Genomic DNA, 26,930 nt, shown 5'->3' with positions numbered 1-26,930 from the left:
TAATCATTTTATTATCACGCAGCCTAGCAATGATGAGCTTCAATTTCATGACTTGCTAGACGCAGCTAAATTCCACTACACTTTTATTATGATATTAGTGGAGTTTAACATTGAATATACCCGATATTGGCTTTAACCATCAGCAATCAGATGAAGAAGAACTCGAGGTTATTGATCTCGCCTCGATATATCAAAGAGCCAATATCGACCACAACCCACAGCTCCCCCATAAAGTGAATTTCTTTATGCTCATTTATGTAGAGCAAGGCGAGGGAGTGCACATGATTGATTTCAATGATTACTCTTTCAGTGCAGGTTCTGTATTATTGGTCCAGCGAGAACAGGTCCATGCATTTGATTTCTCTGCTAAGCCGCAGGGTAAAGTACTTATTTTTACGCAAGCATTTTTAGATCAAGTACATGCCAATATGCGCTTACCTAAGTACACTCCAACACATCTTAATCAGCAACACTCACCTCAATTCAATCTGGATCAACCGACTTGCCAGAGAGCCAATTTATTAATCGAACAAATAACATTAGAGGTTAATCACCCACAAACTGATCCATTAGTTATCATGTATTTATTTTCAGCTCTTGCTTTGATATTACACCGGGTTCGACCCGAAGCAAAACATGACAAAATGTCGTTAGATCAAAATGTTAAACTTGCACGCTTTTTTGAGTTAATGCAGCAACACTTCCGTAAAACCCGAGATGCAAGCTGGTATGCCAACCAAGTTAATACAACTTATAAAACCTTGAATCACATTTGTAAGCTAGCAACTGGCTTAACAGCTAAACAAATGATTGATGCTTTTACCGTTATAGAAATCAAACGCCATATTGTCATAAGTAAAAAGCCTTCCCAGCAAATTGCTTATGACTTTGGTTTTGACGATGCTAGCAACTTTGTTAAGTACTTCAAAAATCAAACCAATATCACACCAAGTCAGTTTTTAAAGCAGGTTAGTTAACCACTAGCGTCTTTCTTTAGGTTCGATATTTACCATTTTTACACTTAAATACACTCTGCCCAATTACTCCACTGATCTCTAATATTGCTCTCAAGCCAATTGAGGACAAAACAATGACAACACCTAACCTTATTAAACATTCACTTATAGCAGCCAGCATTTTTAGCCTTATCGCATGTACATCAAATCAGGAAGTAATAACTATGGCAGACTCAAGCGCACAATCATTATCTAATAAGCAAAAAGCTGTAGCGGTAATCTCAAGTATCGAAACAGGCGAGCAAACAGCCATTGGTTACATCAACCCAGAAAAGTATACCCAACATAATTTAGCAGTAGCAGATGGATTAGCAGGCTTTGGGGCAGTGTTGCAGCAGCTTCCCGAAGGAAGCGCAAAAGCCAAAGTTAAACGTGCATTCCAAGATGGTGAATATACCTTCACCCACACTGAATATAATTTCTTTGGCCCTAAAGTTGGCTTTGATGTGTTTCGCTTTGAAGAAGGAAAAATTGTTGAGCACTGGGACAATCTTCAAGCAATAACACCAAGCAACCCAAGTGGCAGAACCCAACTTGATGGCGCGACGGAAATAACAGATTTAGATAAAACAGATTCGAATAAAGCAATTGTCGCTGATTTTGTCGCAACAATATTAATGGAAGGCAATATGAGCAAGATTAATCAATTTATTGATAATGACGACAATGCTTATATCCAACACAACCCAGCAATTGCAGATGGTCTAAGTGGGTTAGGCAAAGCTTTAGGTGAACTTGCCGCAGCTAATATGCCTATGATTGTGACCAAAAACCATAAAGTACTCGGAGAAGGCAACTTTGTGCTTTCCATTAGCGAAGGAACATTCATGAACCAGCACGTCGCTTTTTATGATTTGTTTCGCCTAGATAATGGAAAGATCGTTGAGCATTGGGACACCATTGAAACCATTCCTGCCCAAGCTGAATGGCAAAACAGTAACGGAAAATTTGGTTTTTAATATTTAATTTAATCGCAGATAAAACAACAATGCCGGACTCACCTCTGTAGAAATAAGTCCGGCATTTTACATGTTAAAGCTAAACTAACGCAGTTATTCGATATGACTAACCGCCTCTAAAGTTAGCTTAATCATTTCATTAAGCGTTTGTTGACGTTCTTCAGCAGTTAAGTGAAGACCTTGTCTTATATGGTCAGTCACTGTCATCATTGCAAGTGCACGAGCACCATATTCTGCTGCAACACCGTATAAGCCAGCGGCTTCCATTTCGACACCTAAAATGCCGTATTTCTCCATTAAGTCGTAACGGCTTTCATCTTCACAGTAGAATAAATCAGAAGAGTACAAGTTACCGACATGGTAATTCGCCCCTTGTTTTTCCGCTGCATCTGTCGCTAAGCGTAATAAACCATAGTCGGCAATCATCGCAAAATCAGTATTAGCAAAACGTGTACGGTTAACTGCTGAGTCTGTACTTGCCCCCATTGCAATAACTACATCCATGAGTTTAATACTGTCACTAATTGCACCACATGAACCAATACGAATGATATTTTCAACACCATACTCAGTAATCAATTCTTTGGCATATATGGAAATCGAAGGGATCCCCATACCTGAACCCATTACTGAAATAGTTTTACCATTATATTCGCCTGTATAACCCAACATGTTGCGCACATCGGTCACAAGCCTTGGGTTATCTAAAAAATTCTCCGCAATATATTTAGCACGCAAAGGATCGCCAGGCATTAACACAGTTTTTGCAAATGCACCTTCTGGGGCGTTGATATGTGGGGTCATCTTGTTACTCCGATAAAGCCTGTTATCTCAACAGGCATAACATACAGTTAAAATTAATTTGCTAGGCTAAATAGTAAGCCAGCAATAGTGCCACTCATTAAGTTGGCTAAAGCTGCAGCAATCAATGCTTTCATGCCAATTTCACTCAAATCTTGGCGACGCTCAGGGCACAAAGCCGCTAAACCACCTATTACCATTGCTAATGAACCAAGGTTGGCAAAACCACACAAAGCAAAGCTGATAATAATTTGAGTTTTTGGCGATAAGTCATCAGCGACTTTTAAGAAATCAATGTAGGCAACAAACTCATTAATCACCATTTTCTGGCCAATAAATGATGCCGCTTGGGTTGCCTCACTCCAAGGTACTCCCATCAACCAAGCTAATGGTGCAAGGAAGTAACCCAATATCGCTTGCATGGTGAGTTCAGCGTAACCAAACCAGCCACCGATACCACCAATCAAACCATTAACCATGGCGATTAAACCAACAAAAGCAATTAATAATGCAGATACAGCTAATACTTGCTGCATCCCCATTGCAGCGCCACTTGCTGCAGCATCTAATACATTAGTTGGTTTGTCTTCCTGCTCTTCCATGACCTTTTTAATATCATTTCGTGGTGTTTCAGTTTCTGGCCACATCAGTTTGGCAAATAATAGACCCGCTGGAGCCGTCATAAATGCAGCGGTTAGCACATACTTAATGTCAACGCCCATTTGGATATAGCCAATCATTGTGCCACCAGCCACTGAAGCCAGCCCACCTGTCATCACGGCAAACAATTCTGAGCGAGTCATATGTTTTACAAATGGACGCACCATAGATGGCGCTTCGATAGGTCCGACAAAAATGTTGGCAGTAGCAGAAAGAGATTCAGCGCGACTGGTCCCTAACAGCTTAGATAACCCGCCACCAATCACACCTATAATTAATTGCATAATGCCGAGGTAATATAAGACTGCAATCAATGCACTAATGAATACCACCACAAACAGCACGTTAATCACGAAAATAAAACCAACACTGAATTTGGCTAAATCACCAAATACAAAAGCTAAACCTTCATTACCGTAATTAATTACATGCATCACACCATTTGATGCTGCATCAAGCAAGGTCTGCCCCATAGGCAAATACATCACAAAAGCGCCAAATGCTACTTGAAAGGCAAGCGCACCGAGAACCGTTCTTGGGTTAATTGCACTTCGACGTTCAGACAATAAAACGGCCAATCCGATCAATGCGCACATACCCAATAAACTGATGAAAACTTCCATACATTTTTTACTCATTAAGCATTTAGATGCTTGCAGTGTATCGTGGCAGTAACGGGACTCAAGCTATTTGTATCAACTTGAATTACATTTTTATACTCACAAAGAAAACCTATAGAAACAGGGCAAAAAAACGCCTCAAACTAACAACCCTACTCACCCAAAAGCAACCCAAAAACCACAATTAAAACCAACTCAAAACAATCGCAACATATGAACAATAAGAAAGCGTTATTAGATATCTATACAGACCAATAAGCTATAATGATAAAAGCGAACTTTTAGGATCTTTTCTGAAAATTAACTACAGATAATTGATGTTTTTATATTCAAAACAGAGTGAAAAAACCTCTACTGAAGAGACCTTTTTGTAAATAAAGTAGGGACGTTAAATCAGATATAGGTCTTAATGAAGAAGTAAGCCGTAATGAGACAGCTCATAACAATGACAAATTGGCGCATCAACTTTTGTGGAATACGCATTGAGATACCAGCAGATATATAACCACCAATAAGTGTACCTACCATCACTATTCCCCCTTCAAACCATGCTATTGCATCATTATAAATGAACCAAATGATAGCAATAAGCGACACTGAAGACGAAATAACCAGCTTAATGCCGTTCATGACGTTAATGTTCGTGTAACCAGCTAGCGCTAGATAACTTAACCCCACTATCCCTAAACCAGCATTAAAAAAACCACCGTAAACACAGATAGCCAATAACACTAGAAACAACAAGCCAGCACCCAACTTAGAAGCATATTGGCTTTGGTTTGATAATTGTTTAGCAAAACGGTTAATCTGGCTGCCGAATATAAACAGCAAAGTAGCAAACAATAGTAACCATGGAATCGCTTTCTGAAAAACGTCTTCTGATGCCCAAAGCAACAGCCATGCACCAACCCCGCCACCAATGAAACTCGTTAAAACAATGATTTTAATTTCTTTGCCGTGACCTTTTAGTTCTTTTCTGAAGGCGAAAACACCACTAAGGTAGCCAAAAAAAGAGGAGAAAGTATTGGTCGCATTAGCTATCACAGGGGGAACCCCGACAAACATTAATGCCGGAAATGTCACGAAACTACCGCCACCCGCCACTGAATTAAGTATTCCGCCGATTATCCCAGCAACGAACAACAGTGTTATCTCAAATATCACTTTATAGCCTTATTTTTATGGGTAGTTACTTGTGCAAATCAACTTTAAAATTCTGATAACCATATGTGTTTCAGGTTATAAAGTAAAAACAAAAAAGCAGCCATAAATGGCTGCTTTTTTTAAAACTTACCTTTAAACGCTAAATTTATTCAACTGTCACTGATTTAGCTAAGTTACGTGGTTGGTCTACATCCGTCCCTTTAATTAAGGCAACATGATAAGACAATAACTGTAATGGAATAGTGTAGATAAGCGGCGCCATAAATTCATCACAGTGTGGTACTGGAATAACCTTCATGGTGTCGTCAGACTCAAACTCCGCATCTTTATCTGCAAATACATACATAAGGCCACCGCGAGCGCGGACTTCTTCTACGTTTGATTTAAGCTTTTCCAGTAGCTCGTTATTCGGTGCAACGACAATGACTGGCATATCTGCATCGATTAACGCAAGTGGACCATGCTTTAATTCACCCGATGCATAAGCTTCGGCATGAATGTAGGAAATCTCTTTAAGCTTCAATGCTCCTTCCATTGCGATAGGATATTGATCGCCGCGACCCAAGAATAAAGCGTGATGTTTATCAGCAAAATCTTCTGCTAATTCAGCAATGGCATCATCCAAGCTTAGTGCTTGTTCTACTTTAGCTGGCATAGATTGTAGGCTTTGAGTTATTTCAGTTTCCATCTCTTCTGTCATACCGTTATGACGACCAATAGCTGTAGTCAACATGAGTAAGCCAGCAAGTTGGACTGTAAAGGCTTTAGTAGATGCCACACCAATTTCAACACCGGCTTTCATCATGTAAGCCATGTCAGACTCACGAACTAAAGAAGAACCTGGTGCATTACAGATCGTCAATGTGGCTTTGTAGCCCATATCTTTAGCTAAACGCATAGCCGCTAACGTATCAGCTGTTTCGCCAGATTGTGAAATGGTGACAAGTAAGCTATTTGGGAACATGTGCGACTTACGGTACCTAAACTCTGATGCAATCTCGACGTTACAAGATACACCTGCCCAATCTTCTAACCAATAACGAGCGGCCATGCCAGCATGATAACTCGTGCCACAGGCAATAATTTGTACATGCTTTATATCTTTTAAAAACTCAGCAGCATTTTCACCAAAAGCTGAGTCCAATACTTTACCTGCAGCAATTCTACCTTCAAGTGTATGTGCTATCGCTGTTGGTTGCTCATAAATTTCTTTGAGCATGTAATGACGATACTCACCTTTATCGCCGGCATCATGAGTCACTTCTGACTCTTTTACTTCACGCTCAACCGCATTGCCATCAACATCAAAGATACTCACTTCACGACGAGTAATTTCAGCAACATCACCTTCTTCTAAAAATGCAAAAGAACGTGTCACTGGTAATAATGCTAATTGATCTGAAGCAACAAAGTTTTCACCTAGTCCATAGCCCACAACTAATGGGCTACCACTACGAGCAACAATCATACGTTCGCTGTCACGACGGTCGATAACAACAGTTCCGTAAGCACCTTCAAGTTGCTTTACAGTCGCTTGAACAGCTGCAAGTAAGGTGTCATGTGTTTTTAATTCATGATGTACGAGATGACAAATAACTTCTGTGTCAGTGTCAGAGCTAAAGCTGTAACCCAAGCCTTTGAGCGTCTCACGTAATTTATTGTGATTTTCAATAATACCGTTATGTACTACAGCAATATCACCTTCAGATAAATGTGGATGTGCATTACGCTCACTTGGTTCACCATGAGTTGCCCAACGAGTATGAGCAATACCAGTGCCACCAACTAACGATTGTTCAGTCAAAGCATCATCAAGTTCTTGAACTTTACCCACTCGGCGAGTGCGACCCAATTCACCTTGGTTAATAATAGCTACACCTGCAGAATCATATCCGCGATATTCAAGGCGTTTCAAACCTTCAACTAAAATTTCAGCAACATCCCTTTGCGCTACCGCGCCAACAATTCCGCACATAATTTAATACCTATTTTTGCACTTAATTTAGAAATCTAATATTAAAAGTAATTTGATTTATTTTTTATATGGAGCCAGTAATACTTTGACGCCATATTGAGTAATTTTTTCTACCATATCGTCTGATAGTCGGTCATCTGATACCAGAACACTGATGTTTTCCCAAGCTAGCTCTAAGTTAGGGATCCTGCGGCCAAACTTATCTGACTCAAGCATGACAATCACTTCGCGAGAAACCTCAGCCATCACTTTACTTAAGCCTGTTAATTCATTAAACGTAGTCGTCCCACGCTCAAGATCAATGCCGTCAGCTCCAATAAACAGTTGGTCAAAATTATAAGAACGTAATACTTGTTCAGCTATTTGCCCTTGGAAGGATTCAGAGTGGGGATCCCAGGTGCCACCGGTCATCAATAATGTTGGTTCATTCTCCAGTTCTCTAACAGCATTGGCGAGTTGCAATGAGTTAGTCATAACTAATAAGCCGCGCTTATTATCTAATTGTTGGATCAAACCCGATGTCGTGCTGCCACTATCAATGAGAATTCTATTATGATCTGTAATAAGCTGCGCGGCTTTTTTGGCAATAGATAGCTTATTCGGCGCAATCTTAGCGCTAAATTGCTGCGTAACCTCATCAGGCACAGCAATAGCACCACCATAACGGCGCAGCAGTAATCCAGCTTCTTCTAACGTTGCTAAATCCTTTCGAATGGTAACTTCTGAAGTTTCAAAGCGTAACGATAACTCATCGACACTTACCTCACCTTGTTGGGATAAGATGCTAATAATATTATGTCTACGTTGCTGTGTATTACGTTTATTCATAACTGCCAAAAGTTTCGTTTCGAAAGATAATTATAATCAATCGAAACTTTATTGACAATATTTCAATCAGTTTTTCTAAGTTTTAATCAGACATAAAAAAACGGCCTGTTAAATAACAGGCCGTTTCTATAAAGTTTAGTTTTTATTTAGGACGCTTAACTGGTCTCGCCCAACCAGCAATATGTCGCTGCTTAACCCGAGTTATAACTAACTCTCCTTCACCGACGTCTTTTGCAATAGTAGAGCCAGCACCAAGTGTCGCCCCTTTACCAATGGTAACTGGGGCAATTAGTTGTGAATCACTGCCCACAAAGACATTATCCTCAATCACTGTTTGAAATTTGTTTGCGCCATCATAGTTACAAGTGATGGTACCCGCACCAATATTCACGCCAGCACCAATAGTTGCATCACCTAAGTAGGCTAAATGCCCGGCTTTTGAACCGACGCCTAATACTGCTTTCTTCATTTCGACAAAGTTACCAATATGGGCATCATCTTTTAACTCTGCACCAGTACGTAAACGTGCAAAAGGTCCAGCACTTGCAGCTTTACCTAACTTAGCGCCTTCGACAATAGAATAAGGTTTAATTTCAGCATTATCAGCAATATCACAATCAATCAAAATTGCACCAGCACCAATAGTGACATTATTGCCTATGGTGACTTTACCTTGAACAATTACATTGATGTCAATCATCACATCCATGCCTACTGTGACTTCACCACGGATATCAATACGAGCAGGATCGCGAAGGTTAGCACCTTCTAGCATGAGCTTTTCAGCAGCGCGTGCTTGATAAGCTCGTTCTAGTTGCGCAAGTTGAACTCGGTTGTTTGCCCCTTCAACTTCAACAGCGGATTCTGGTTGTGCAGTATCAATTGCAACTCCATCTTCTTTCGCCATCGCAACAATATCTGTTAGATAGTATTCGCCTTGGGCATTTGAATTAGATAATCGGCCTAACCAAGACTTTAACTGCTTACCTGGTACCGCCATGATACCTGTGTTCACTTCTTCAATAAGCAGCTGTTCAGCATCAGCATCTTTTTGCTCAACAATACCTACTACATTGCCACCTTCACGAACTATACGGCCGTATCCCGTTGGGTTATCCAAATTAACAGTCAAAATTGCCATGCCATCTTGTGGGCGTGCAGCTAATAACTTTTCTAAAGTAGATTGTTGAATTAAAGGCACATCGCCATAAAGGATCAATACGGTATCTTCATCATTAATATTTGGGTTTGCTTGCGCTACAGCATGACCTGTACCTAACTGCTCAGCTTGTAGTACCCAATTGACTGACTGTTCACCTAATACATTCTTAAGTTTATCCGCACCGTAACCATAAACTAATTGAATAGCGTCACTTCCTAATGAATTAGCAGTATCAATCACATGCTGCACCATACTTTTATGGGCAATAGGATGAAGCACTTTAGGTAAGTCAGAACGCATCCGTGTTCCTTTACCAGCAGCTAAAATAACAACATTTAATGACATCGGGATTCCTTGAACAACTATTCAGTTTTAATACGTTAATTTTAACGCAGTTTAGTTGGCGGTTGAAAGCATGATTTGAAATTAGAGGTCATTTACATCAATTTGATAACTTGACAAAAATAGAGCAAGAATTTCAAACACAAAAAAGGCGACCCTAGGGTCGCCTTTTTAAAACAATAACCTTTATCTGGCAATGTTCTTTTTGATGGTTTCAACAACACGAAGTTGAGCTAAAGACTTAGCTAATTCGATTGTTGCAGCTTCATAATCGAAGTCAGCACCTGCATTAGCGATTTTCGCTTCAGCCTGTTGCTTAGCTTCAAGTGCAGCTTGCTCATCAATATCATCGGCACGCATTGCGACGTCAGCAAGAACAGAAATTGAATCAGGTTGAACTTCCAGGATACCACCTGAAAGATACATCACTTCTTCACTTCCATCTTCCTTAATCATGCGCGCCATGCCAGGTTTGATCTTAGTTAGCAAAGGAGCATGGTTAGGCATAATGCCTAACTCGCCTTCAGTACCGCTCACTTCTAAGAAGCTTACAGTACCGCTGAACATGCTGTTCTCTGCACTTACTATATCAAGTTTGACTGTCATGGCTGCCATCAAGATCTCCTAAAATACTAAGCTAATGCTCAGTTATTTCTTTTTGTTAGCTTTTTCGACAGCTTCGTCGATAGAACCAACCATGTAGAACGCTTGCTCAGGAATGTGATCGAACTCACCACTCAAGATGCCCTTGAAGCCACGAATAGTGTCTTTAAGAGAAACGTACTTACCAGGAGAACCTGTAAAGACTTCTGCTACGAAGAAAGGTTGAGATAAGTATTTCTCAATCTTACGTGCGCGGAATACAGTTGTTTTATCTTCATCAGATAATTCATCCATACCCAAGATAGCAATAATGTCTTTCAGCTCTTTGTAGCGTTGAAGTACAGTTTGTACGCCGCTTGCTACATCGTAATGCTCTTGACCAACTACTAATGGATCTAATTGACGTGAAGTCGAATCCAGTGGGTCAACCGCTGGGTAAATACCTAGCGAAGCAATGTTACGAGACAGTACAACAGTCGCATCTAAGTGAGCGAAGGTTGTTGCTGGTGACGGATCGGTTAAGTCATCCGCAGGTACATATACCGCTTGTACAGAGGTAATAGAACCAGACTTAGTTGAAGTAATACGTTCTTGTAGAACACCCATTTCTTCAGCTAATGTTGGTTGGTAACCTACTGCAGAAGGCATACGGCCTAAAAGTGCAGATACTTCAGTACCGGCCAAGGTGTAACGGTAGATGTTATCAACGAATAACAGTACGTCACGACCTTCGTCACGGAATTTTTCAGCCATTGTCAAACCTGACAATGCTACGCGTAAACGGTTTCCTGGAGGCTCGTTCATTTGACCATATACCATGGCTACTTTGTCGAGAACACCAGAATCTTTCATTTCGTAGTAGAAGTCGTTACCCTCACGAGTACGCTCACCAACACCAGCGAATACAGAAAGACCCGAGTGTGCTTTTGCGATGTTGTTAATTAATTCCATCATGTTGACGGTTTTACCAACACCAGCACCACCAAACAAACCAACTTTACCACCTTTAGCGAATGGACATACAAGGTCAATAACCTTGATACCAGTCTCTAAAAGTTCTGTTGAGCTTGACTGATCTTCGTATGAAGGAGCTTCACGGTGAATTTCATAACGCTCTTCTTCACCAATGTCGCCACATTCATCGATAGGCTCACCCAATACGTTCATGATACGGCCAAGGGTTGCAACCCCAACCGGAACAGAAATTGGTGAACCCGAGTTTACTACCTCTAGACCACGACGCAGACCATCAGAAGAACCCATAGCGATGGCACGAACAACACCACCACCTAGTTGCTGCTGAACTTCCAGCACCAAACCATTACAAGTTCCTTCACCTGTGATCTTCAGAGCGTCATATACCTGAGGTACAGAATCTTGTGGAAACTCTACGTCCACAACCGCGCCAATTACTTGGACAACAGTACCTGTGCTCATGATTAATCCTCTAAACTTGATTTCGTTACCTAACCTAAACCGCTGCAGCGCCTGAAACAATCTCCGACAATTCCTGCGTAATCGCGGCTTGTCGTGCCTTGTTGTAAACTAACTGCAAATCGCTGATCAAATCGCCTGCGTTGTCTGTTGCTGCCTTCATCGCTACCATACGGGCAGCTTGTTCAGACGCAATATTTTCGACAACACCTTGGTAAACTTGAGACTCCACATAACGAGTCAATAATACTTCCAAAATTTCTTTTGGATCTGGCTCGTAAATATAATCCCAAGGGTACTTAGCTACTTCTTCTTCCGATTTAGGCAAAGGTAGCAGCTGCTCGATCACAGGAGTCTGAGTCATTGTATTAACGAATTTGTTAAACACAATAAACAGACGATCCAGTTTACCTTCGTTGTAAGCTTGTAGCATAACTCTCACGGTACCGATTAAATCGGCTAACTTAGGCGCATCGCCTAAACCTGAGGCATGGGCAGAAACATCTCCACCAAAGCTTTTGAAAAACTGAACACTACGTGCACCAATAGGACAAAATTCAACATCTGCCCCTTGGTCTTTCCAGTTTTTCACGTCTGACACAACCTTTTTGAAAAGGTTAACGTTCAGACCACCACAAAGGCCACGGTCGGTTGACACAACAATGTAACCAACCCGCTTGGCATCTCGAACTTCCAAATATGGATGTTTATATTCAAGAGTACCTTGCGCTACGTGACCGATCACCTTACGCATATGTTCTGCATACGGGCGGCTAGATGCCATACGTTCCTGCGCTTTGCGCATTTTGCTGGCAGCAACCATTTCCATTGCAGAAGTGATCTTTTGAGTGTTTTTAACACTCGCGATCTTGGTTTTAATCTCTTTAGCGCCGGCCATTTCTACTCTCCAATCTGGGACCGAAGGTGCCCAAAGACACCTCGATAATTATTACCAGGTTTGGGTTTCAATGAACTTGTCCATGCCCGCTTTTAATTGACTTTCAATGTCTGCGTTGTAATCGCCAGAAGCATTAATAGTATTAACAAGCTCAGCATGTTCGCTGTTCATGAATGAAAGCAGAGCAGCTTCGAAGCTACCGATTTTACTTAGTTCTACAGTCTTCAAGTAGCCTTTTTCAGCTGCGAAGATTGAGATAGCTTGGGCAGCAATGCTCATAGGAGCATATTGCTTTTGCTTCATAAGTTCGGTAACACGCTCACCATGCTCAAGTTGAGCACGAGTTGCATCATCTAAATCAGATGCAAATTGTGAGAACGCAGCAAGCTCTCGATACTGTGCTAACGCGGTACGAATACCACCAGACAGTTTCTTAATGATCTTAGTCTGAGCCGCACCACCAACACGAGATACTGAGATACCTGGGTTAACAGCAGGACGTAAGCCTGAGTTAAATAAATCAGTTTCAAGGAAGATTTGACCATCAGTAATAGAAATTACGTTAGTCGGTACGAATGCAGATACATCACCTGCTTGGGTTTCAATAATAGGCAACGCAGTTAAAGAACCGGTTGTACCTTTTACTTCACCGTTAGTGAATTTCTCTACATAGACTTCGTTTACACGTGAAGCACGTTCTAATAAACGAGAATGTAGATAGAATACATCACCTGGGTATGCTTCACGTCCTGGTGGACGCTTCAATAGTAGAGAGATCTGACGGTAAGCAACTGCTTGCTTAGATAGATCATCATATACGATTAAAGAATCTTCACCGCGGTCACGGAAGTATTCACCCATTGAACAACCAGAGTAAGGTGCTAAGTATTGTAATGCTGCAGCTTCAGAAGCTGTTGCTACTACAACGATAGTGTTAGCTAATGCACCGTGCTCTTCAAGCTTACGTACAACGTTAGCGATAGTAGAAGCTTTTTGCCCTACAGCTACGTATACACATTTAATGCCTGAATCTTTCTGGTTAATAATTGCATCGATAGCCATCGCTGTTTTACCAGTCTGACGGTCACCAATAATCAATTCACGTTGACCACGACCAATTGGGATCATGGCATCAACGGCTTTATAACCAGTTTGGATTGGTTGATCTACAGACTGACGTTCAATAACACCAGGAGCAATCACTTCGATTGGAGAGTAACCATCGTTATCGACTGGTCCTTTTCCATCAATTGGCTCACCAAGAGTGTTAACAACGCGGCCTAATAAACCACGACCTACTGGTACTTCAAGAATACGACCAGTAGTCTTAACTTTTGCGCCTTCAGCTAAATTAGCATAAGGGCCCATTACTACGGCACCGACAGAATCACGTTCTAAGTTCAACGCGATTGCAAAACGGCCACCAGGCAGTTCGATCATTTCACCTTGCATTACATCGGCAAGGCCGTGAATGCGAATGATGCCGTCACTTACTGCAACGATTGTACCTTCGTTGCGAGCTTCACTAACGACGTCGAACTGCTCGATCCGCTGTTTAATCAGATCGCTGATTTCAGTGGAATTCAGTTGCATGCTCAAACTCCCAATTACGATTGTAGCTTATCAGACAAGCGCGATAAATTACCGCTAACAGAGCCATCAATGACTAAGTCGCCTGATTTAATAATTACACCGCCAATAAGCGCTGCATCTACACTACAATTCAGCTTAACTTTGCGTGCGAGACGTTTCTCAAGAGAAACACTAATTTGCTCTTGCTGCTCAGAGCTTAGCTCAGTCGCTGAAACAACAGTTGCTTCAACTTCTTTTGCCCACTCATTGCGATATTCAGCAAAAAGTAAAGATACTGATGGCAGTATCTCTAAACGACCGTTTTCAGCCATAACCTTTATAAGGTTTTGACCCTGTGCATTGACCTGCTCACCACATACTTCAATAAATAGTGAGGCAAGTTTCGCACTAGCCAATGAACCACCAAGCAACGGTTTAATTGATTCGTTTTCACTTACCAATGCCGCGAAGTTCAGCATTTCTGCCCAATCTTCAATTGCTTTATGTTCAACAGCAAAATCAAAAGCTGCCTTTGCATAAGGACGAGCAATGGTGCTTATTTCAGCCATAACTCCGATTCCTTAATTAAATTTCAGCAACAAGTTTATTAACTATGTCACTGTGAGCTTCTGGATCAATCGAACGTTGAAGAATTTTCTCTGCACCAGTTACGGCAAGAGTAGCAACTTGCTTACGCAAGTCATCTTTAACGCGATTACGTTCGTTTTCAATTTCAGCTTGACCTTGAGCGATGATTTTCGCACGCTCTGTATCAGCTTCAATTTTAGCTTCTTCAACTATTTGAGCTTTACGCTTATTAGCTTGCTCAATAATTTCATTAGCAGTCGCCTTCGCTTCTTTTAGTTGCTCATTAGCTTTCGCTTGAGCCAACTCTAGATCTTTTGCAGCACGTCCTGCATCAGCTAGCCCATCGGCAATTTTCTTCTGGCGTTCTTCGATAGCGTTCATCAATGGCGGCCATACAAACTTCATGCAAAACCACACGAAGAGTGCAAAAGAAATCGCTTGGCCTAGCAGGGTAGCGTTAATACTCATAACGACAACTCCTTCTAAGGGGGGCGATTAGCCAGCTAATTGACCTAAGAATGGGTTAGCGAATACGAAGAATAATGCAACACCAACTGCAATCATTGAGATCGCATCAAGTAGACCAGCTACGATGAACATCTTAGTTTGTAATGCTGGAGCTAGTTCTGGTTGACGAGCTGAAGCTTCTAAGAATTTACCACCTAAGATAGCAAAACCAATACCAGTACCTAGCGCTGCTAAGCCAATCATGATCGCAACAGCTATTGCTGTAAAGCTAATTACAGTTTCCATTTTATCTCCGATAAATAACTAATTTTAAATAAATTAATGTTCTTCATGTGCCATGCTTAGATATACAATCGTAAGCATCATGAAGATAAACGCCTGCAGCACAATAACCAAAATATGGAAAATAGCCCAAGGCACTGATAGTGCAAACTGAGCCCACCAAGGCATCAGTGCTATCAGAATAAAGATCAACTCACCTGCATACAGGTTACCAAACAGACGAAGCGATAATGAAATCGGTTTCGCAATCAGAGTCACTGTTTCCAATACTAAGTTTACTGGAATCAAAGACCAATGATTGAAAGGTTGTAAGGTCATTTCTTTTGTGAAACCACCAAATCCTTTTACTTTAATACTGTAAAAAACAATCAACGCGAACACACTCAAGGCTAGACCTAGAGTTACGTTTAAGTCGGTTGTTGGTACAATTTTAAGGTAAGGAACACCTAAAAATCTGTTTGCGGCTTCAGGTACAAAGTCAACTGGAATTAAGTCCATTAAATTCATCAGGAAAACCCAGACAAAGATAGTCAGACCTAATGGTGCGATAACAGCGTTACGCCCATGAAATGAGTCTTTAACGATTTTATCTACACCTTCCACGCACATTTCAACGAAACATTGAAATTTACCTGGAACGCCAGTTGTTGCTTTTTGTCCTACTTTGAAGAATGCCCACAAAAATAGAACCCCAAGACCTACTGAAAACAAAAGTGAGTCAATGTGCCAAGTCCAAAAACCGGCATCTTGACATGCATGATTAAAAGCAATCCCGCCATCAGCAGAACACATTTTCGCATTAGTCAGGTGATGCTGGATATACTCGGAAGCATTTAATGCTTCACCAGTTGTCGCCATGATTAATCTCACTTAATTTTGCTTGAAGTATAAAGGGGCTGTCCAAGGTATTAGTAATGCCAACAAATAACAGCTAAATAACGGCAAAAATGGCGTTTTTAGCATGCCAAATGCGATGGCAAACAACACAATGGTTAGCAGCAACTTTACCGCTTCCCCTAAGAAAAACATCCAAACGACTTTTCCTGACGCTTTAGCTCCCGCATGAGAGAAAGCAAGGGTTGCGAATACAAAATTAGGGAGTACAGCAATGAGACCACCTGCCAAAGCAGATAAGCCATACTGAGCTCCCCACAGAGCGAAAAAGAAAATTGAAGTTCCCCCAGCTACCGCCGCCTGTAACAACACTATTCGATAGGCTGACCACCGGCCACGACGCGCTAAAACCTTACTCAATTTTGAATCTCCGCATTAGTACTTATTTTTCCACTAGGCCATTAATGTGATCATTAACGACTCAGACAGGAAAAAAAGCATGCAAAGTATACCTTTTCACACCTTGTTTGCAACTTTGATGAGAGGTTAAACAGTGATATTAGGCGTGATTTGGCTTTATATTTCTAAAAACTCAAAATTACGCCTTGTTACAAAGTTACTATTGAAATGACTTTGTTGAGGGATTTAGTGAATTTTGCTAAGTATTCCATCTAATTCAGCAAGATCTTGGTAGTTTATTACAATTTTCCCCTTGCCTTTAGTGCCATGATTAATAGCCACTTTAGCACCTAGTTTTTCAATTAACTGTTGCTCCAAGCGGGTTACATCATGATCTTTAGTTGGTTTTTCAGCTTCTTTAGCAGGATTTAGGGCTTTATTAACTAATCGTTCAGTTTCTCGAACTGTCATTTCTTTAGAAGCGACCAATCGAGCTAAATTAGTTTGCTCTTCACCTTCAATTGCTAGCAGTGCGCGAGCATGACCCATGTCAATATCGCCATATTCTAATAAACGCTTCACAGGTTCATTTAAACTATTTAAACGTAATAAGTTAGACACACTTGCTCTAGACTTACCGACCGCATCGGCAGTTTGCTGGTGAGTTAATTCAAACTCTTCGAGTAAACGTTGTAATGCAATCGCTTCTTCCATTGCATTTAGGTCTTCACGTTGAATATTTTCAATTAACGCAATAGCAACCGCTGACTCATCAGGCACCTGTTTAACAATACAAGGGACTTTGTCTAGTTGAGCAATTTGTGATGCGCGCCAACGACGTTCACCAGCAATAATTTCATACTTTTCAGCATCAACTTTACGCACCACAATAGGTTGAATCACCCCTTGTGACTTAATTGACTCTGCTAACTCTTCTAACGCTTCAGGTGACATATCTTTACGCGGTTGATACTTACCAGACTGCAGTAAATCTAAATCGAGCATCAGTAAGCCATCTTCCTGTGGCGATTGGGTTACTTTTGCTTCTGTTTGAGTCTGTTCAGTTTTTCGGCTCGCAGCGTTGCTGTTGCTTAACAAAGCATCTAAGCCTTTACCTAAACCGCGTTTTTTTAACGTCATTTTATTCCCTTACGCTTACTTAGATTCTGTTTGTTGCTCAGCGCGGCGAATAATTTCTCCGGCTAAAGCTAAATAGGCTTTTGCACCTGCACTGGACTTGTCGTAATACATTGCTGGCGCACCAAAACTCGGCGCTTCAGCTAAACGAATATTTCGTGGGATCACTGTGCGATAAACTTTTTCACCAAAATGCTGTTTAAGTTGATCAGATACATCATTTGATAATCGATTTCGAGGATCGTACATAGTACGCAAAATCCCTTCGATATTTAACGTAGGATTTACCATTGCGCCTAATTTAGTAATGGTATCGATCAGGGCTGTTAAGCCTTCTAAAGCATAATATTCACACTGCATTGGCACCAATACAGAGTCTGCCGCAGACATGGCATTCACCGTCAACATGTTCAATGAAGGTGGACAGTCAATAAAGATGAAATCATAATCATCTTTAACTTCTGCAAGTGCATTCTTTAATCGAATTTCTCTGGCAAAAAACTCCATGAGTTTGATTTCTGCAGCAGTAACGTCACCATTACCGGCAATAAGATCGTATTTACCCGTCGTATCTTTAATGACTATTTCGGCAAAAGGCTTTTCTTCGACAAGTAACTCGTAAGCCGTGTTTTCAACTTCGTACTTATCGACACCACTGCCCATAGTGGCATTACCCTGCGGATCAAGATCGATTAACAGCACTTTGCGTTTTGTGGCCGCAAGTGAGGCTGCTAAATTAACACAAGTTGTTGTTTTTCCTACGCCACCTTTCTGGTTAGCTACGGCAATGATTTTACCCACGTGTTCACCCTAAGGACATATTTACGATGTCCGATAATATTTATTCTATTGCTAGCGCTATTTTTGCTTCACTAGCTTTAACAGATGTCTTTGCTCATCTAACCTTGGTACTGTTAACGTGATTGTTTCAACCACGTCAAACCCAGCAGGAATACTGGTTAACTCAGCATCACTCAATTGGCCTTTTAGCGCATAAAATTGACCATTGTCAGCTGGTAAGTGATGACACCAAGTCAACATATCTTCAATTGACGCAAATGCACGACTGATCACACCATCAAATTTCTGTTCAGGCTCATAAGCCTCAACACGGCTTTCAACTGAAGTAATGTTATTAATTTTTAATTCAAACTGAACCTGTTTTTGAAAACGGATCCGTTTTCCTAAACTGTCCAGTAATACGAATTCTTTGTCGGGATTTAAAATTGCTAATGGGATCCCTGGTAAACCAGGCCCTGTTCCGACATCAATGAACCTTTGCCCTTTAAGATAAGGAGAAACCACCAAACTGTCCATAACATGACGGATTAACATCTGTTCAGGATCTCTGACTGATGTCAGGTTATAGGCTTTATTCCATTTATTTAGCATGGTAACAAACCCAACCAATTGTTGCTGTTGAGTTTCAGTCGCTGAAATATTGGTTTCAGCTAGATAAGTTTTAAGTTGATCGGCTAGCACGCTAAGTGACCTCAAAATCAAAGGGAATCATAAATCATCGGGTATTATGAATGGCAGAAATGACTAAGGGAAGCCTCAAAGCTTCCCTTATTAGTTAAAACACAACTTTTTACTGCTATTTAGGCGCTTTTACGCAATAAACCGCGTTTTTTTAAGTGAACAAGTAAAATAGAAATCGCAGCAGGCGTCATTCCAGAGATCCGAGAAGCTTGGCCAATGGTTTCTGGCTTATGCTCATTCATCTTAGCGATGACTTCATTAGATAAGCCAGCCACTTCTTGATAATCAAGATCTAACGGTAAACTAGTGGTTTCATGACGAATAGCTTTATCGATTTCACCTTGCTGTCTTTGAATATAGCCCGAATATTTTACTTGAATTTGAACTTGTTCTGCAGCACGTGGATCTTCAATCGCTGGGCCAAAACCTTCTAAGCTCATGAGCTTTTGGTAATCCATTTCTGGACGGCGCAATAAATCTTCAAACGAAGCTTCACGTGAAATAGGCGTATTTAATTCAGGATTTAATACATCTAACAAAGGTGAATTATTATGAACCCAATTACTGCGTAAACGCTGTAATTCAGTTTCAATCGATTCTCTTTTCTCATTAAATTTCTGCCAACGTTCATCATCAACAAGGCCAAGTTCGCGACCTTTTTCAGTCAAACGTAAATCAGCATTGTCTTCTCGCAGCAATAATCGATATTCCGCACGGCTAGTGAACATGCGGTAAGGCTCTTTTGTCCCTAAAGTTGATAGATCATCAACTAAAACACCAATATAAGCTTGATCACGTCTTGGACACCAAGCTTCTTTGCCTTGAACTTGTAATGAAGCATTCATACCAGCAAGTAAACCCTGTGCACCGGCTTCTTCATAGCCGGTTGTACCATTGATTTGTCCAGCAAAGAACAAACCATCAATATTTTTGGTTTCTAATGAATTCTTCAGATCTCGTGGATCAAAATAATCATATTCAATGGCATAACCTGGTCGAATGATCTCAGCATTTTCCATACCTTGAATTGATCGGACTAAATTTAGCTGAACATCGAATGGTAAACTGGTTGAGATCCCGTTTGGGTAGATCTCATTGGTAGTTAAACCTTCAGGTTCAATAAATATTTGATGCGAAGTCTTGTCAGCAAAACGATTAATTTTATCTTCAATCGATGGGCAGTATCTTGGGCCAATGCCTTCAATAACACCAGAATACATTGGACTGCGATCAAGTCCTCCACGAATAATATCGTGAGTTTTTTCATTGGTATGAGTGATATAACAAGAGACTTGCTGCGGGTGCTGGCTTACATCACCGATAAACGACATTACCGGCAATGGCGTGTCACCTTTTTGCTCTTGCATCTTGTCAAAATCAATGCTGTTTGCATCGATTCTTGGTGGTGTGCCTGTTTTAAGACGTCCTACACGAATTGGTAATTCTTTTAAACGGTTTGCTAATGCGATAGCTGGTGGATCACCAGCACGTCCGCCGCTGTAGTTTTCTAATCCAATATGGATCTTTCCGCTTAAAAAAGTGCCTGTTGTCAGTACAACACTTGGAGATTCAAATGCTAAGCCCATTTGAGTGACTACACCAATAACTTTATTGTTTTCAACAACTAAGTCATCTACTGCTTGTTGGAAAATACGTAAATTAGGTTGGTGTTGAAGAATTTGTTGGATCTTTTGACGATAAAGCGCTCTATCAGCTTGTGCACGAGTGGCTCTTACCGCTGGGCCTTTACTTGAATTTAAGGTTCTAAATTGAATACCAGCGAAATCAGTGGCTGTTGCCATTGCTCCACCTAAAGCGTCAATTTCTTTAACCAAATGACCTTTACCAATTCCGCCTATGGCTGGGTTACAAGACATTTGTCCGAGGGTATCGATATTGTGAGTCAGTAAGAGGGTTTTTGATCCCATTCTTGCTGCTGCAAGTGCCGCTTCCGTTCCGGCATGACCACCACCAACAACAATTACATCAAACCGTTCATGAAAATGCATTTTGTAACCTTGGATAAAAGTAATTTTTCTAATTTACAGTTAAATCAGAATTTAAATCGAAAGACTGTTTCAGCCGAGTATTTTAGCACTTGCTTTGCCTTTCGGGAATGATCAATTTTCTCATTTTGATCAGACACGTTTCGCTTAATAGATCTTAAGATCTTTAAATAGATCTTTTTATTACTATTACTATTAGGATCGCCCTTTTCTGTGGAAAACCTTATTTTTTGTTTATAATCATTAGGTAACGACAAAACGATCCTGTGATCTAGCTGCGATCTATTTCAATATAACTTGGGGATAGATCGCCTAGTTATCCACAGGGGGGATCATTAACAAGATCGGCTGTAGATCAATACAAAGTTATGATCGGATAAAATAATAGCTTATCCACATAGTTATCTTCTAAATTAACTTATTGTGGATAAGATTGGATGATATTGTGAGTATAAATGAAGATATTAACTAAGTTGATTGATTAAATACTTGCTTGCCACTCAGATAACCAAGCTAAAGCAGCATCTTCAGGCACAGGATCCCTTTGTACATCAATTTGGATCTTATTCACAATTGGCTTTGCATCTAAACGATCTAGCTCAGAAATTATTTTTTCAGGTCCTTGGCAAAAAGTATCGTAACTTGAATCACCAATGGCACATAAAGCATATTTTAACGACTTAAGATCGCCATTATTACCAAATAATTGCCGATAAAAGGGCTCAATATTGTCTGGAAGATCGCCAGCTCCATGTGTTGAACAGACAATTAACCACAGTGAATCTGGGTCTAAATCAGTTAGATTTGGGGTTAAATGTATTTGAGTTTGGTGGCCTATATCGGTCAATTGAGCCGCCATATCATCTGCTACGTACTCGGTTCCGCCTTGCGTTGTACCGACTAATATCTCTACTTTTGCCATGTGAACACCTTATTTGGGGCTACGATTAACCATAGTTTTAAGCATAGTTTACGCAGATTTGTCATTGCACAAAGCGCTTTTTGTCCGTATTTTCAAAGATAACTTTTAACAAATGTGTAACTTATCTATGTCTCTTGTTTCTATTACGGCTGAAATTGCTGATTTAGCATGGGGGCCACACATGCTGGTTCTATTAGTCGGTGGTGGTCTTTTTTTCCTTATTTATTCTAGGTTTATCCCATTTCGTTATATTGGTCATGCCATCAATATAGTCAGAGGGAAATACCCTGAAAAAGGGGCAAAAGGCCATATTACACATGCTGGTGCGTTATCCAGTGCGATGGCAGGCACTGTGGGAATGGGCAATATTGGTAGTGTCGCTGTAGCTATAATGGTGGGTGGACCTGGTGCTATTTTTTGGATGTGGATCAGTGCGATTGTGGGGATGGCGACGAAATTCTTTACTTGTACCTTGGCTATTATGTATCGCGGTAAAGATGAAAATGGTGATGTACAAGGTGGACCTATGTACATTATTACCCAAGGACTGTCTAAGAAATGGCACTTTTTAGCGGTATTTTTCTGTGTTGTAGGCTTAGTGGGCAACTTTCCATTATTTAATGCCAATCAATTAGTGCAGATCATTCGTGAATGGCTAATCGTGAAACCGGGACATTTTCCAGCTGGTGAATCAACTTTTTGGGTCGATCTTTCCCTTGGTATTGTAGTGATGTTGATTGTCGCAAGCGTCATTTTAGGTGGGATCAAACGTATAGCATCGGTGGCATCTAAAGTGGTGCCATTAATGATCTTCATTTATATGGGTTGTGCTTTTTATGTGATAGCCACTAATTTAACTGATATTCCCGGTTATTTTGAGCTGATTATTAGTGAAGCTTTCTCACTTAATTCTGTGGGAGGAGGCATATTAGGTACCATGTTGATTGGGATCCGCAGAGCAGCTTTTTCTAATGAGGCGGGTATTGGTACTGAGGTAATGGCTCACGGGAGTGCCAAAACTAATGAACCAGTTAAAGAAGGCTTAGTAGCCATGTTAGGCCCTGCTATTGATACATTAATTGTGTGCACCGCAACGGCTATGATCATTTTAATATCGGGGGTTTGGCAAGGCGGGGAAGCGCAAGGTGTGAACTTATCAGCTCAAGCATTTGAAGTGACTATGCCTGGCGTTGGTCCCTATTTACTGATCCTTTGTGTGGTGTTTTTCAGTATTAGTACCATTTTCACGCAAGCTTTTTACGGTGGGCAATGTTTTGCATTTTTATTTGGCCGTAAAAGACTACGTTTATATCAGTGCTTTTTCTTGCTGGCGATCTTATTTGCTGCAACAGCCACAATTCAAGAAATCGTTAATATTATTGATGCTGCTTATGCCTTAATGGCGATTCCAACCATGACCTCTGCAATTTTATTAGCCCCTAAAGTCAGAGCTGCTTCTAAGAAGTACTTTGCAAAATTGGCGCAAAATAATTCATAAATGTGTCGTGAATTCTAAAATATATTCATTATAACGGATCAAAAAGGGAGTGATTATTCACTCCCTTTTTGTGTTCGGTCATAACAAATAATGACTTACTTTAATAAGTACTTTGCATGAAACCGAAGATGATCTTCTATAAAGCTACTAATAAAGAAGTAGCTATGATCATAACCTTCCTGCATGCGTAATGTCAGCGGGTATTGCTGAGTTTTGGCGGCATCAACTAAGGTGTCAGGCTTTAGTTGTTCAGTTAAGAAGTTATCTTCAGTGCCTTGATCCACCAGCATAGGCAGTTTAACAGTCGAATTTTTCATTAATTCACTACTATCGTACTCAGCCCAGGTGGTTTGATCTGATCCTAAATAACCATTAAAGGCCTTTTGTCCCCAAGGGCAATTTATAGGGTTACAGATCGGACTAAATGCTGAAATTGACTGATATAGCTCTGGGTTTTTTAGGCCAATCGAAATAGCGCCATGGCCGCCCATTGAGTGACCACTAATACTACGCATGTTACTGACAGGAAAATGCTGCTCAATTAATGTTGGCAGCTCTTTCACCACATAGTCATACATTTGATAGTGAGTATTAAAGGGGGCTTGGGTAGCATTGAGGTAAAACCCTGCTCCTAATCCAAAATCATAGGCTGCAGATTCATCATCTGCGACATTCTCACCACGTGGACTGGTATCTGGGGCAACGATGGCGATACCTAATTCTGCGGCGACACGCTGAATACCTGATTTTTGCATGACGTTTTCGTCGGTGCAGGTGAGTCCTGACAGCCAATAAAGCACGGGAACTTTTTGTGAAGCGGCTTGTGGCGGCAGATAAATAGCAAAGCGCATGTGGCAATTTAGTGTATCTGAATGGTGGCGATATTGCTTTAGCCAGCCGCCGAACATTTTATTACTACTGACGTTTTCTAAAGTCATTTGATTGATCGCTTATGATAAAAATGCCCTTAGCAGAAGGTTATGGGCATGATATTAATCCAATACAACAATAATATTACTTATCGAAGTGAATGACTGAACGAATGCTTTCACCGCTATGCATTAAGTCAAAGGCATCATTTATTCCTTCAAGACCCATGGTATGAGTAATGAAGTGATCCAGCTTAAATTCACCATTTAAGTATTGCTCAACAATACCGGGTAACTGACTACGCCCTTTAACACCGCCAAATGCACTCCCTTTCCAAACTCGACCAGTGACCAATTGAAATGGACGGGTTGAAATTTCTTGGCCTGCACCGGCAACACCAATAACAACCGATTCGCCCCAGCCTTTATGACAACACTCAAGCGCACTGCGCATGACATTAACGTTACCAATACATTCAAACGAGAAATCTACCCCGCCATCCGTCATTTCCACAATGACATCCTGAATCGGTTTGTCATAATTTTTGGGATTAATACAATCCGTCGCGCCTAATTTAGTGGCTAATTCAAATTTTGATTCGTTTAAATCAACACCAATAATGCGACTCGCACCAGCCATAGTGGCACCAATAATGGCTGATAAACCAATGCCGCCTAGGCCGAAAATGGCCACAGTGTCGCCTTTTTGCACTTTAGCGGTATTAAATACGGCGCCCATACCTGTTGTTACACCACAGCCTAATAAACACACTTCTTCAAGTGGGGCTTTTGGATTCACTTTTGCTAAAGAAATTTCTGGAAGCACGGTATATTCTGAAAAGGTTGAGCAGCCCATGTAGTGGAAAATTGGCTGACCATCTTTATAAAAGCGTGTCGTACCATCAGGCATTAAACCTTTGCCTTGGGTTTCACGTACTGCGCTACATAGGTTGGTTTTACCTGAAGTACAGAATTTACATTTACCACACTCGGCTGTGTATAGCGGAATGACGTGGTCACCTACTTGTACACTGGTAACGCCTTCACCGACCATTTCCACAATACCGCCACCTTCGTGACCTAAAATGACCGGGAAAATACCTTCTGGATCATCGCCTGACAAGGTGAAAGCATCGGTATGACAAACACCAGAAGCAATAATCTTAACCATGACTTCACCAGCTTTTGGATACATGACATCCACTTCTTCAATTGATAATGGTTGTCCCACTCCCCATGCAACAGCGGCTTTAGATTTTATATATTGTGCTGACATTGTGTTTGTCCTTTTAGCGTGACGATAAAAATGTGGATCTACACAGTGTAGATCATACCGTGTAGAAGATAAGTCTATTGTATTTATTTTCTGTCAGTTGATAATAAGCTTAAATTGCAAATAACTTTTACGAGTGAGTAACAATGCTGCCATGGGAAGGGGTTTATGAATTTGTCGCGGTGGCTGAAACGGATAGCTTTACTGCTGCGGGTAAGCGTTTGTCGATTTCAACAGCACAAGTCAGTCGTCAAATTAGTCAAATTGAAAATAGACTAAGTACCAAACTGTTTTATCGCACGACACGAAAAGTATCGTTAACCGAAGAAGGACAGGTTTTTTATCGTCATTGCCGTCAAGTTATCGATGGTCTTGAAGAAGCTGAGCGGGCGATAACCAGTTTACAGAATAAGCCTCAAGGCCTGATTAAACTGACAGCGCCTGTAACTTACGGTGAAAAATTTATTATGCCGATTGTGACTGACTATATGCAGCAATATCCAGATGTAGAAGTTATATGTGAGTTAACCAATCGACAATTAGATTTGGTAGAAGGCGGCTATGATCTTGCTATTCGTTTAGGCCGATTAGCAGACTCAAGCATGATGGCTAAACGATTAACTAGCCGAGAACAATTTGTTTGCGCTTCGCCTGAGTATATTAGCCGTTTTGGTGCACCTTATTCGTTATCAGAACTGAGCCAGCATAATTGCTTAATCGGCTCACAATCCCATTGGCACTTTACTGAATCAGGTAAAAATAGAAGTATAAAAGTGCAAGGGAACTTGCAGTGTAGTAGTGGCATTAGTTTACTTGATGCGGCATTAAAAGGCTTAGGTATTGTACAACTGCCAGGATATTACGTTCAGCAGGCTATTAACGATAATAAGTTAACGGTATTACTGGCACCGTTTCAACAAGAAAAAGAAGGGATTTGGGCCTTGTACCCACAAAACCGTCATTTATCGCCTAAAGTAAGACTATTAGTAGATAAATTGACAGTTTCTCTTACTCAGCAGTAATTTACTTGTTATTTCCCTCGATTTTATTGTGAGTTACCGATTTGGAACCTATTCCAAATCGGTAACTCACATCCATATTTGATTAAATTATGCGCTACATTTCATTTTTGAATATC

26 protein-coding genes are annotated in these 26,930 nt (G+C 40.8%); 4 read left to right on the top strand and 22 right to left on the bottom strand.

All coding sequences use genetic code 11. The features are described 5' to 3' along the window. Positions 1 to 110: 110 nt before the first annotated feature. Positions 111 to 977 carry a helix-turn-helix transcriptional regulator gene (locus tag BCU84_RS16385; protein ID WP_102529148.1) on the top strand — a complete coding sequence of 289 codons (867 nt, stop codon included), beginning with the start codon at positions 111 to 113 and terminating at the stop codon, positions 975 to 977. 203 nt (positions 978 to 1,180) lie between these two features. Then, the gene (locus BCU84_RS16380; protein WP_241906463.1) at positions 1,181 to 1,975 is read left to right on the top strand and encodes a nuclear transport factor 2 family protein; all 795 of its coding nucleotides are present in this window, start codon (positions 1,181 to 1,183) and stop codon (positions 1,973 to 1,975) included. Positions 1,976 to 2,068: 93 nt separating this feature from the next. On the opposite strand, the gene deoD is transcribed toward BCU84_RS16380, so the two are convergent. From deoD to mioC, 20 genes are all read right to left on the bottom strand, one after another. After that, positions 2,069 to 2,779: a purine-nucleoside phosphorylase gene (gene deoD / locus BCU84_RS16375; RefSeq protein ID WP_102529146.1), complete on the bottom strand. Its 711-nt coding sequence runs from the start codon at positions 2,777 to 2,779 to the stop codon at positions 2,069 to 2,071. A gap of 53 nt (positions 2,780 to 2,832) precedes the next feature. Next, complete coding sequence (locus BCU84_RS16370; RefSeq protein ID WP_102529145.1) at positions 2,833 to 4,059, bottom strand: NupC/NupG family nucleoside CNT transporter; 1,227 nt, start codon at positions 4,057 to 4,059, stop codon at positions 2,833 to 2,835. 390 nt (positions 4,060 to 4,449) lie between these two features. Continuing rightward, the gene (locus tag BCU84_RS16365) at positions 4,450 to 5,220 is read right to left on the bottom strand and encodes a sulfite exporter TauE/SafE family protein (protein ID WP_102529144.1); all 771 of its coding nucleotides are present in this window, start codon (positions 5,218 to 5,220) and stop codon (positions 4,450 to 4,452) included. Between the two features lie 145 nt (positions 5,221 to 5,365). Next, positions 5,366 to 7,195: a glutamine--fructose-6-phosphate transaminase (isomerizing) gene (gene glmS / locus BCU84_RS16360; RefSeq protein ID WP_102529143.1), complete on the bottom strand. Its 1,830-nt coding sequence runs from the start codon at positions 7,193 to 7,195 to the stop codon at positions 5,366 to 5,368. A gap of 57 nt (positions 7,196 to 7,252) precedes the next feature. Then, the gene (locus BCU84_RS16355; RefSeq protein WP_102529142.1) at positions 7,253 to 8,023 is read right to left on the bottom strand and encodes a DeoR family transcriptional regulator; all 771 of its coding nucleotides are present in this window, start codon (positions 8,021 to 8,023) and stop codon (positions 7,253 to 7,255) included. Positions 8,024 to 8,165: 142 nt separating this feature from the next. Next, positions 8,166 to 9,530 carry a bifunctional UDP-N-acetylglucosamine diphosphorylase/glucosamine-1-phosphate N-acetyltransferase GlmU gene (gene glmU / locus BCU84_RS16350; RefSeq protein ID WP_102529141.1) on the bottom strand — a complete coding sequence of 455 codons (1,365 nt, stop codon included), beginning with the start codon at positions 9,528 to 9,530 and terminating at the stop codon, positions 8,166 to 8,168. A 183-nt stretch (positions 9,531 to 9,713) separates the two neighbouring features. Further along, the gene (locus BCU84_RS16345; protein WP_102529140.1) at positions 9,714 to 10,142 is read right to left on the bottom strand and encodes a F0F1 ATP synthase subunit epsilon; all 429 of its coding nucleotides are present in this window, start codon (positions 10,140 to 10,142) and stop codon (positions 9,714 to 9,716) included. A 33-nt stretch (positions 10,143 to 10,175) separates the two neighbouring features. Then, complete coding sequence (atpD, locus tag BCU84_RS16340) at positions 10,176 to 11,567, bottom strand: F0F1 ATP synthase subunit beta (protein WP_102529139.1); 1,392 nt, start codon at positions 11,565 to 11,567, stop codon at positions 10,176 to 10,178. A 34-nt stretch (positions 11,568 to 11,601) separates the two neighbouring features. Continuing rightward, a complete protein-coding gene (atpG, locus tag BCU84_RS16335) occupies positions 11,602 to 12,462 on the bottom strand; it encodes a F0F1 ATP synthase subunit gamma (protein ID WP_102529138.1) in 861 nt (286 codons plus the stop codon). Between the two features lie 51 nt (positions 12,463 to 12,513). Further along, on the bottom strand, positions 12,514 to 14,055 hold the full coding sequence (gene atpA / locus BCU84_RS16330) for a F0F1 ATP synthase subunit alpha (protein ID WP_102529137.1): 1,542 nt from the start codon (positions 14,053 to 14,055) through the stop codon (positions 12,514 to 12,516). Positions 14,056 to 14,069: 14 nt separating this feature from the next. Continuing rightward, a complete protein-coding gene (gene atpH, locus BCU84_RS16325; RefSeq protein ID WP_102529136.1) occupies positions 14,070 to 14,603 on the bottom strand; it encodes a F0F1 ATP synthase subunit delta in 534 nt (177 codons plus the stop codon). 16 nt (positions 14,604 to 14,619) lie between these two features. Continuing rightward, positions 14,620 to 15,090, bottom strand: coding sequence for a F0F1 ATP synthase subunit B (atpF, locus tag BCU84_RS16320; protein WP_055025454.1), 471 nt, complete (start codon positions 15,088 to 15,090; stop codon positions 14,620 to 14,622). A 27-nt stretch (positions 15,091 to 15,117) separates the two neighbouring features. Continuing rightward, positions 15,118 to 15,375 (bottom strand): F0F1 ATP synthase subunit C, encoded by a 258-nt coding sequence (gene atpE / locus BCU84_RS16315; protein WP_012157432.1) that lies wholly within the window; start codon positions 15,373 to 15,375, stop codon positions 15,118 to 15,120. Between the two features lie 33 nt (positions 15,376 to 15,408). Then, positions 15,409 to 16,230, bottom strand: coding sequence for a F0F1 ATP synthase subunit A (gene atpB / locus BCU84_RS16310; RefSeq protein WP_102529135.1), 822 nt, complete (start codon positions 16,228 to 16,230; stop codon positions 15,409 to 15,411). Positions 16,231 to 16,242: 12 nt separating this feature from the next. After that, positions 16,243 to 16,626, bottom strand: coding sequence for an ATP synthase subunit I (locus BCU84_RS16305; protein WP_102529134.1), 384 nt, complete (start codon positions 16,624 to 16,626; stop codon positions 16,243 to 16,245). 225 nt (positions 16,627 to 16,851) lie between these two features. Continuing rightward, positions 16,852 to 17,745: a ParB/RepB/Spo0J family partition protein gene (locus BCU84_RS16300; protein ID WP_102529133.1), complete on the bottom strand. Its 894-nt coding sequence runs from the start codon at positions 17,743 to 17,745 to the stop codon at positions 16,852 to 16,854. Positions 17,746 to 17,760: 15 nt separating this feature from the next. After that, entirely contained in the window at positions 17,761 to 18,543 is a 783-nt protein-coding gene (locus tag BCU84_RS16295) for a ParA family protein (protein WP_102529132.1), read from the bottom strand. Between the two features lie 57 nt (positions 18,544 to 18,600). Next, on the bottom strand, positions 18,601 to 19,224 hold the full coding sequence (gene rsmG, locus BCU84_RS16290; protein ID WP_102529131.1) for a 16S rRNA (guanine(527)-N(7))-methyltransferase RsmG: 624 nt from the start codon (positions 19,222 to 19,224) through the stop codon (positions 18,601 to 18,603). A gap of 119 nt (positions 19,225 to 19,343) precedes the next feature. Then, positions 19,344 to 21,233, bottom strand: coding sequence for a tRNA uridine-5-carboxymethylaminomethyl(34) synthesis enzyme MnmG (gene mnmG, locus BCU84_RS16285; RefSeq protein ID WP_102529130.1), 1,890 nt, complete (start codon positions 21,231 to 21,233; stop codon positions 19,344 to 19,346). Between the two features lie 478 nt (positions 21,234 to 21,711). Continuing rightward, on the bottom strand, positions 21,712 to 22,152 hold the full coding sequence (gene mioC, locus BCU84_RS16280; RefSeq protein ID WP_102529129.1) for an FMN-binding protein MioC: 441 nt from the start codon (positions 22,150 to 22,152) through the stop codon (positions 21,712 to 21,714). A 127-nt stretch (positions 22,153 to 22,279) separates the two neighbouring features. Between mioC and BCU84_RS16275 the strand changes: the two genes are divergently transcribed. Further along, positions 22,280 to 23,650, top strand: a complete 1,371-nt coding sequence (locus BCU84_RS16275) for an amino acid carrier protein (protein ID WP_102529163.1) — start codon at positions 22,280 to 22,282, stop codon at positions 23,648 to 23,650. Between the two features lie 95 nt (positions 23,651 to 23,745). On the opposite strand, the gene fghA is transcribed toward BCU84_RS16275, so the two are convergent. Together fghA and BCU84_RS16265 are read right to left on the bottom strand one after the other, a co-directional pair. Beyond that, on the bottom strand, positions 23,746 to 24,588 hold the full coding sequence (gene fghA, locus BCU84_RS16270) for an S-formylglutathione hydrolase (protein WP_102529128.1): 843 nt from the start codon (positions 24,586 to 24,588) through the stop codon (positions 23,746 to 23,748). A gap of 76 nt (positions 24,589 to 24,664) precedes the next feature. Continuing rightward, positions 24,665 to 25,795, bottom strand: a complete 1,131-nt coding sequence (locus tag BCU84_RS16265) for an S-(hydroxymethyl)glutathione dehydrogenase/class III alcohol dehydrogenase (RefSeq protein ID WP_102529127.1) — start codon at positions 25,793 to 25,795, stop codon at positions 24,665 to 24,667. A 143-nt stretch (positions 25,796 to 25,938) separates the two neighbouring features. On the opposite strand from BCU84_RS16265, the gene BCU84_RS16260 reads away from it, so the two are divergent. Next, complete coding sequence (locus BCU84_RS16260; RefSeq protein WP_102529126.1) at positions 25,939 to 26,814, top strand: LysR substrate-binding domain-containing protein; 876 nt, start codon at positions 25,939 to 25,941, stop codon at positions 26,812 to 26,814. The last annotated feature ends 116 nt before the right edge of the window (positions 26,815 to 26,930 follow it).

This window comes from Shewanella sp. 10N.286.51.B7 (assembly GCF_002873615.1).
Classification (GTDB): Bacteria; Pseudomonadota; Gammaproteobacteria; order Enterobacterales; family Shewanellaceae; genus Shewanella; species Shewanella electrodiphila.
The sequence above is the reverse complement of the archived record's forward strand: the minus strand, read 5'-3'. Positions and strand labels throughout refer to the sequence as shown.

Bases quoted from the DNA above. Each gene is read 5' to 3' on its own strand.
- BCU84_RS16380 (WP_241906463.1), top strand. From the start codon at position 1,181: ATGGCAGACTCAAGCGCACAATCATTATCTAATAAGCAAAAAGCTGTA.
- deoD (WP_102529146.1), bottom strand. From the start codon at position 2,779: ATGACCCCACATATCAACGCCCCAGAAGGTGCATTTGCAAAAACTGTG.
- BCU84_RS16370 (WP_102529145.1), bottom strand. From the start codon at position 4,059: ATGGAAGTTTTCATCAGTTTATTGGGTATGTGCGCATTGATCGGATTG.
- glmS (WP_102529143.1), bottom strand. From the start codon at position 7,195: ATGTGCGGAATTGTTGGCGCGGTAGCGCAAAGGGATGTTGCTGAAATT.
- BCU84_RS16355 (WP_102529142.1), bottom strand. From the start codon at position 8,023: ATGAATAAACGTAATACACAGCAACGTAGACATAATATTATTAGCATC.
- glmU (WP_102529141.1), bottom strand. From the start codon at position 9,530: ATGTCATTAAATGTTGTTATTTTAGCTGCTGGTAAAGGAACACGGATG.
- BCU84_RS16345 (WP_102529140.1), bottom strand. From the start codon at position 10,142: ATGGCAGCCATGACAGTCAAACTTGATATAGTAAGTGCAGAGAACAGC.
- atpD (WP_102529139.1), bottom strand. From the start codon at position 11,567: ATGAGCACAGGTACTGTTGTCCAAGTAATTGGCGCGGTTGTGGACGTA.
- atpG (WP_102529138.1), bottom strand. From the start codon at position 12,462: ATGGCCGGCGCTAAAGAGATTAAAACCAAGATCGCGAGTGTTAAAAAC.
- atpA (WP_102529137.1), bottom strand. From the start codon at position 14,055: ATGCAACTGAATTCCACTGAAATCAGCGATCTGATTAAACAGCGGATC.
- atpH (WP_102529136.1), bottom strand. From the start codon at position 14,603: ATGGCTGAAATAAGCACCATTGCTCGTCCTTATGCAAAGGCAGCTTTT.
- atpF (WP_055025454.1), bottom strand. From the start codon at position 15,090: ATGAGTATTAACGCTACCCTGCTAGGCCAAGCGATTTCTTTTGCACTC.
- atpE (WP_012157432.1), bottom strand. From the start codon at position 15,375: ATGGAAACTGTAATTAGCTTTACAGCAATAGCTGTTGCGATCATGATT.
- atpB (WP_102529135.1), bottom strand. From the start codon at position 16,230: ATGGCGACAACTGGTGAAGCATTAAATGCTTCCGAGTATATCCAGCAT.
- BCU84_RS16300 (WP_102529133.1), bottom strand. From the start codon at position 17,745: ATGACGTTAAAAAAACGCGGTTTAGGTAAAGGCTTAGATGCTTTGTTA.
- mnmG (WP_102529130.1), bottom strand. From the start codon at position 21,233: ATGCATTTTCATGAACGGTTTGATGTAATTGTTGTTGGTGGTGGTCAT.
- mioC (WP_102529129.1), bottom strand. From the start codon at position 22,152: ATGGCAAAAGTAGAGATATTAGTCGGTACAACGCAAGGCGGAACCGAG.
- BCU84_RS16275 (WP_102529163.1), top strand. From the start codon at position 22,280: ATGTCTCTTGTTTCTATTACGGCTGAAATTGCTGATTTAGCATGGGGG.
- fghA (WP_102529128.1), bottom strand. From the start codon at position 24,588: ATGACTTTAGAAAACGTCAGTAGTAATAAAATGTTCGGCGGCTGGCTA.
- BCU84_RS16265 (WP_102529127.1), bottom strand. From the start codon at position 25,795: ATGTCAGCACAATATATAAAATCTAAAGCCGCTGTTGCATGGGGAGTG.
- BCU84_RS16260 (WP_102529126.1), top strand. From the start codon at position 25,939: ATGCTGCCATGGGAAGGGGTTTATGAATTTGTCGCGGTGGCTGAAACG.